This is a genomic window from Streptomyces sp. PA03-6a (assembly GCF_033792765.1).
Lineage (GTDB): Bacteria > Actinomycetota > Actinomycetes > Streptomycetales > Streptomycetaceae > Actinacidiphila.
In genome coordinates this window covers 1-5,646 of record NZ_JARAVK010000392.1, presented here as the reverse complement: position 1 = coordinate 5,646, position 5,646 = coordinate 1, and the positions used below count along the sequence as shown (strand labels likewise).

The 5,646-nt window shown below is 72.1% G+C and carries 5 protein-coding genes and 1 pseudogene; 4 read left to right on the top strand and 2 right to left on the bottom strand.

The window, feature by feature from the left end:
- Positions 1 to 1,010, top strand: a 1,010-nt coding sequence (locus PV350_RS43835; RefSeq protein WP_500338955.1) for a SulP family inorganic anion transporter, incomplete at its 5' end; no start/stop codon positions are given.
- 91 nt (positions 1,011 to 1,101) lie between these two features.
- Entirely contained in the window at positions 1,102 to 3,096 is a 1,995-nt protein-coding gene (locus tag PV350_RS43830) for an ABC transporter ATP-binding protein (RefSeq protein WP_499514878.1), read from the top strand.
- 57 nt (positions 3,097 to 3,153) lie between these two features.
- Here PV350_RS43830 and PV350_RS43825 read toward each other — a convergent pair whose 3' ends face one another.
- Positions 3,154 to 3,507 carry a Zn-ribbon domain-containing OB-fold protein gene (locus PV350_RS43825; protein ID WP_499514879.1) on the bottom strand — a complete coding sequence of 118 codons (354 nt, stop codon included), beginning with the start codon at positions 3,505 to 3,507 and terminating at the stop codon, positions 3,154 to 3,156.
- 49 nt (positions 3,508 to 3,556) lie between these two features.
- The gene (locus PV350_RS43820; RefSeq protein ID WP_500338952.1) at positions 3,557 to 4,261 is read right to left on the bottom strand and encodes a TetR family transcriptional regulator; all 705 of its coding nucleotides are present in this window, start codon (positions 4,259 to 4,261) and stop codon (positions 3,557 to 3,559) included.
- Between the two features lie 103 nt (positions 4,262 to 4,364).
- On the opposite strand from PV350_RS43820, the gene PV350_RS43815 reads away from it, so the two are divergent.
- The gene (locus PV350_RS43815; protein ID WP_500338950.1) at positions 4,365 to 5,516 is read left to right on the top strand and encodes an acyl-CoA dehydrogenase family protein; all 1,152 of its coding nucleotides are present in this window, start codon (positions 4,365 to 4,367) and stop codon (positions 5,514 to 5,516) included.
- A 31-nt stretch (positions 5,517 to 5,547) separates the two neighbouring features.
- Positions 5,548 to 5,646 (top strand): annotated as a pseudogene (locus PV350_RS43810) (electron transfer flavoprotein subunit beta); the annotation flags it as partial.

The window sequence follows — 5,646 nt, the reverse complement described above, 5'->3', positions numbered from 1 at the left end:
GGCCGGCCCTGCCCACCCCCGGCGACCTGGCCCACCTGCTGCTGCCCGCGGTGGGCGTGCTGCTCGTGGGCTACACCGACTTCGTGCTCACCGCACGGGCCTTCGCCGGCCAGGACGCCGACCGCCTCGACAGCAACCAGGAGTTGCTCGCCCTGGGCGCCGCCAACCTCGGGTCGGGCGTCCTGCACGGCTTCCCGGTCAGCAGCAGCGCCAGCCGCACCGCGCTCGGCGTCTCCGCCGGCAGCCGGACCCAGCTGTACTCCCTGGTGACGCTGGTGGCGGTGGTCTGCGTCCTGCTCTTCCTCAACCCGGCGCTGTCCGCGATGCCCTCCACCGTCCTCGGCGCCATCGTGGTCTTCGCCGCCTGCCGGCTGATCGACCTCGCCGGGTTCCGCCGCCTGGCGTCGTTCCGCCGCCGCGAGCTGCTGCTGGCCCTCGCGTGCCTGGTGGGCGTGCTCGCCCTGGACATCCTCTACGGCGTCATGGTCGCCGTCGCCCTGTCGGTGGCGGAGATGCTGGTCCGGGTGGCCCGCCCGCACGACGCCGTCGAGGGACTGGTGCCGGGCCTGGCCGGCATGCACGACGTGGACGACTACCCCCAGGCCCGCACGATCCCCGGTCTGCTCGTCTACCGCTACGACTCTCCGCTCTTCTTCGCCAACGCCGAGGACTTCCGCCGCCGGGCCCTCGCCTCCGTCGACCGGCAGCACGACCCGGTGCGGTGGTTCGTCCTCAACACCGAGGCCAACGTCGAGGTCGACATCACCGCCCTGGACGCCTTGGACGCCCTGCGCCGCGAACTCGCGGCCCGCGGCATCGTCCTCGCGCTCGCCCGCGTCAAGAAGGACCTGCTGGACGACCTGGACGCGTACGGCCTGACCGGGTCGGTGGGCCGGGAGCGCATCTTCCCCACCCTGCCGACGGCGGTCGAGGCCTACCGCGCCTGGGCGGAAGGCGGCGCCGACGGGGGCGGGAACGGGGCCGCCGGGAGCGGGGACGGGGCGCACTGACGGGAGCGGGCCACACGGCGCCGCCGTGAGGAGCACCCTGTGGGAAGGCCGCCGCGGCACCGCGCCGCGGCCGCCGCCGAGGGGGACGCTCATGACCAGGCGGAAGCGGCAGGAAGCCCCGGGAAACCCGGACGTCCTCGCGCCGGAAGAGGTGTCGGAGTCCGAACGGCTGCTGTTCGGCGGGCCGTTGCGGTACGACATGGGCTGGAACAAGCACGACGGCTCCTTCCTGGAACTGGGGCTGCGGGCGATGCTCCGGCGGCTCCCGCAGCTCGTCGCGACCACCGTGCGCCTGGCCCACCGGGCCGATCCGCGGGCCCTGCGCGTCGTGGCGCTGGCCGAGGCGGGCCGCGGCGTCGCCCAGGCGGTGGGCCTGGTCGCCGTCAACTGGGTGCTCGCCCGGCTGCTCGTGCCCGGCGGGACCGCCGAGCGGCTCACGGGCGCCGCCCCGGCGCTGGTGCTCGTGGCCGCGGCCGCACTCACCGGGGCGGTGCTGCGCTCGGCCTCCACGGCCGGCACCGGCAAGCTGGAGCCGACCGTGGAACGGGCGGCCACCGAGATGTACCTGGAGCGCGTCGCCCGCGTGGAGCTCGCGGCCGTGGAGGACGACGAGTTCCACAAGCTGCTCGACTCGGCGTCCTGGGGCGCCGCGTCGGCCCGGCGGATGATCAACTTCTGCTCGTCGGTGGTCAACGCGCTGATCTCGCTGGTCGCGGCGGCCGGCGTGCTCACCGTCCTGCACCCCGGGCTGCTCCCGCTGCTGGCGGTGATGACCCTGCCCAGCGCCTGGAGCGCGCTCACCATCGCCCGCCGCCGCTACATCTCCTTCCACAACTGGGTGCAGCACGCCCGCGCCGGGCAGCTGCTGGGACGCCTGCTGATCGAGACCCAGGCGGCGCCTGAGGTCCGCGTCCACGACCTCGGGCCGTTCCTGCTGGGGCACTTCAGGGCGATGGCCGAGAACGGCGAGCGGGAGCAGACCCGGCTCGCGCGGCTCGCGGCGCGCACCGGACTGGTCGCCTCGGCGTGGACCGGGGTGGCGACGGCGGCCACGTACGGCGCACTGGGCGCGCTGCTGTGGAGCGGGGCGATGGGGCTGTCCGTGGCCGGCACGGCGGTGATCGCCATCCGCACCGGGTCCTCCGCCCTGGACCGGCTCGTCGTCCAACTCGGCTACCTGCACGAGGAGGCGCTGTTCGTCGCCGACCTGGAGCGGCTGTGCGCCGAGGCGGACCGCCGGGTGATCCCGCGCGGCGGGCTCGACCTGCCGGAGCGGGTCGAGGCCGTCCGCTTCGAGAAGGTGACCTTCAGCTACCCGGTCACCGCCGCCGCGGCGCCCGGCACCCCGCTCGTGCGGCCGCCGGCCCTGTGCGAGGTCGACGTCACCATCCCCATCGGCAAGGTCGTCGCCCTCGTCGGACGCAACGGCAGCGGCAAGACCACCCTGGCCAAGCTGCTGTGCGGGCTGTACACGCCGGACTCCGGACGGATCCGCTGGGACGGCGTCGACGCGGCCGACGCCGACCGGCGGCAGATCACCGACCGCATCGCCCTGGTCTCGCAGGACGCCTACCGCTGGCCGTTCACCGCGCGGGTCAACGTCGGGATCGGGCGCCCCGACGCCCTCCTGACGGACGCGCGCCTGGACGCGGCCGCCCGCTACTCCGGCGCCGACGAGGTCGTCGCGGGCCTGCCCCGCGGCTGGGACACGCTGCTGGGCCGCGGGTACAAGGGCGGTCACGAGATATCCGGCGGCCAGTGGCAGCGGCTCCAGCTCAGCCGGGCCCAGTACCGCGACGCCCGGATCCTCATCGTCGACGAGCCGACCAGCGCCCTGGACGCCCAGGCCGAGCAGCGGGTCTTCGACCTCATCCGGGAGCTCGCCGCCGACGGGCAGACCGTCGTCCTGATCACGCACCGCCTGCACAGCGTCCGCCACGCCGACGTGATCTACGTCCTGGACGGGGGACGCGTCGTCGAGCACGGCGCCTTCGCCGACCTGATGCGACCGGGCGCGGGCACGGGCGACTTCCGCGAGATGTACCTGCTGCAGTCCCGGCAGTACCAGCACCCCGAGCACAACTGACCTACGGGACCGGCCCGTCGGGGGCCCGGCCGGTGGCGCGTTGCGGGGCCGGGGCGACTACCAGGTGTACGGGGACACCGGCGGCTCGCAGAGCTCGAAGACGAGCTCGCCCGCATCGGCGCGCTCCGTCCGGGCCACCCGCACGCGCGCGCCGCTGCGCACGTGCATCGGCAGGGCGCCGACGATCCGGCCCCGTACCGAGAACCCCTCGGAGAGGTCGACGAGGGAGGCGTCCCGCATCGAGCGGACGATCACCCCCGTGCCGTCGCTGCGCACCTCGTCGAGCTCCGTGGAGGCGCAGGTGGGGCAGAGGAGGCGCTGGAAGGCGGTGTTGCCGCACCAACGGCAGCGCTGGACCAGCAGCCCGCCGTCAACCGATTCGTCGTGCGCGTCGAGAGTCCGGTCATTCATGGCGCACACGATATGGCACTGAGTGCACTTTGAAAAGGCACTCAGTGCCTCAAGTGGGGGAGTCCTCCTCCGTCAGGCCCGCCTCGATCTCCCGGACGACCCGCCACATGGGCGTCCGCCGCTTGGTGATCACGATCACCACGTCGTCCTCCGCCTCCGGGCCGCCCTGCCGGGCGGCGCCGTCCCCGTTCCAGGCGGCGCGGACGAACTCCATCGCGTGGTCCACGGCCGCGCCGGCGTCGCCCTCCGCACCGGAACGCAGCCATGTGCGCAGGCCGTTGTTGTGGGCGGCGACCACGGCCGCCGCGATCACGTCGGCGCGGAGCTTGCCGTCGGGGCGGTCCGCGTAGCGGGCCCCGAGGTAGTCGGCGATCGCGCGCTCGTAGCGCCACACGACCGAGAGTTCGTACGCCCGCAGCCCGGGCACCTGCTTGGTGAGGCGGTAGCGCTGCACGGAGAAGGTCGGGTTCTCGGCGTACATGGTGAGCACCAGGCGCGCCGCGTCGCAGACCCGCGTCACCGGGTCGTCCGTGTCGGCGCTGGCCTCCAGGAAGCGGGTCATGTCGGCGAGCGCGCCCTCGTGGTCGGGGAAGACCACGTCCTCCTTGGAGGGGAAGTAGCGGAAGAACGACCGGCGCCCGACGCCGGCGAGGGTGACGATGTCGTCGATCGTCGTCGCCTCGTAGCCGCGTTCGAGGAAGAGCTGGAAGGCCGCTGCGACGAGGGCGTCCCGCATCGGGGGCTTCGTGGTCATGGAGGCGAACCTAACACCGGGGGTCAGTCGATCGATGGCACTGAGTGTGCATAATTGAGGGTACTCGATGCCATGGAAGCTGACGCGGACTGGAGTAACGGACGTGAGTGACAATTTCGACCTCTTCCGGACGTCGGAGGAGCACGACATGCTCCGGGACGCGGTGCGTTCGCTGGCCGAGGCGAAGATCGCGCCGTTCGCGGCCGAGGTGGACGAGCTCGGGCGGTTCCCCCAGGAGGCGCGGGACGCGCTGGAGGCGAACGACCTCCACGCGGTGCACGTGCCGGAGGCTTTCGGCGGCGCAGGTGCGGACGCCCTGTCGACGGTGATCGTGATCGAGGAAGTGGCGCGGGTGTGCGCCTCCTCCTCCCTGATCCCGGCGGTGAACAAGCTGGGCTCGCTGCCGGTGCAGCTGTCGGGCTCGCAGGAGCTGAAGGCGAAGTACCTCGGGGCGCTCGCACGTGGCGAGGGGATGTTCTCGTACTGCCTGTCGGAGCCGGAGGCCGGCTCGGACGCGGCGGGGATGAAGACGCGTGCGGTGCGCGACGGGGACTTCTGGGTGCTCAACGGCGTCAAGCGGTGGATCACCAACGCGGGCGTGAGCGAGTTCTACACCGTCATGGCCGTGACCGACCCGGAGAAGCGCTCCAAGGGCATATCGGCCTTCGTGGTCGAGAAGGGCGACGAGGGCGTGTCCTTCGGCGCCCCGGAGAAGAAGCTGGGCATCAAGGGGTCGCCCACCCGCGAGGTGTACTTCGACAACGTGCGGATCCCCGCGGACCGGATGATCGGAGCGGAGGGCACGGGCTTCGCCACGGCGATGCGCACCCTGGACCACACGCGCGTGACGATCGCGGCCCAGGCGATCGGCATCGCGCAGGGCGCGCTGGACTACGCCAAGGGCTACGTAAAGGAGCGCAAGCAGTTCGGCAAGGCGATCGCCGAGTTCCAGGGCATCCAGTTCATGCTGGCTGACATGGCGATGAAGCTGGAGGCGGCGCGGCAGCTGACGTACGCGGCGGCGGCGAAGTCGGAGCGTTCGGACGCGGACCTGACGTTCTTCGGTGCGGCGGCCAAGTGCTACGCGTCGGACGCGGCGATGGAGATCACCACGGACGCGGTGCAGCTGCTCGGTGGTTACGGGTACACGCGGGACTACCCGGTGGAGCGGATGATGCGCGACGCCAAGATCACCCAGATCTACGAGGGCACCAACCAGGTCCAGCGCATCGTCATGGCCCGCAACCTGCCGTAATCGGCAAACCGAGAGTGTGGAGGGACATCAAGTGAGCTTGAGGATCGTTGTCGCAGTGAAGTACGTGCCTGATGCCACGGGTGATCGTCACTTTGCGGGGGATCTGACCACGGATCGGGATGCGGTGGAT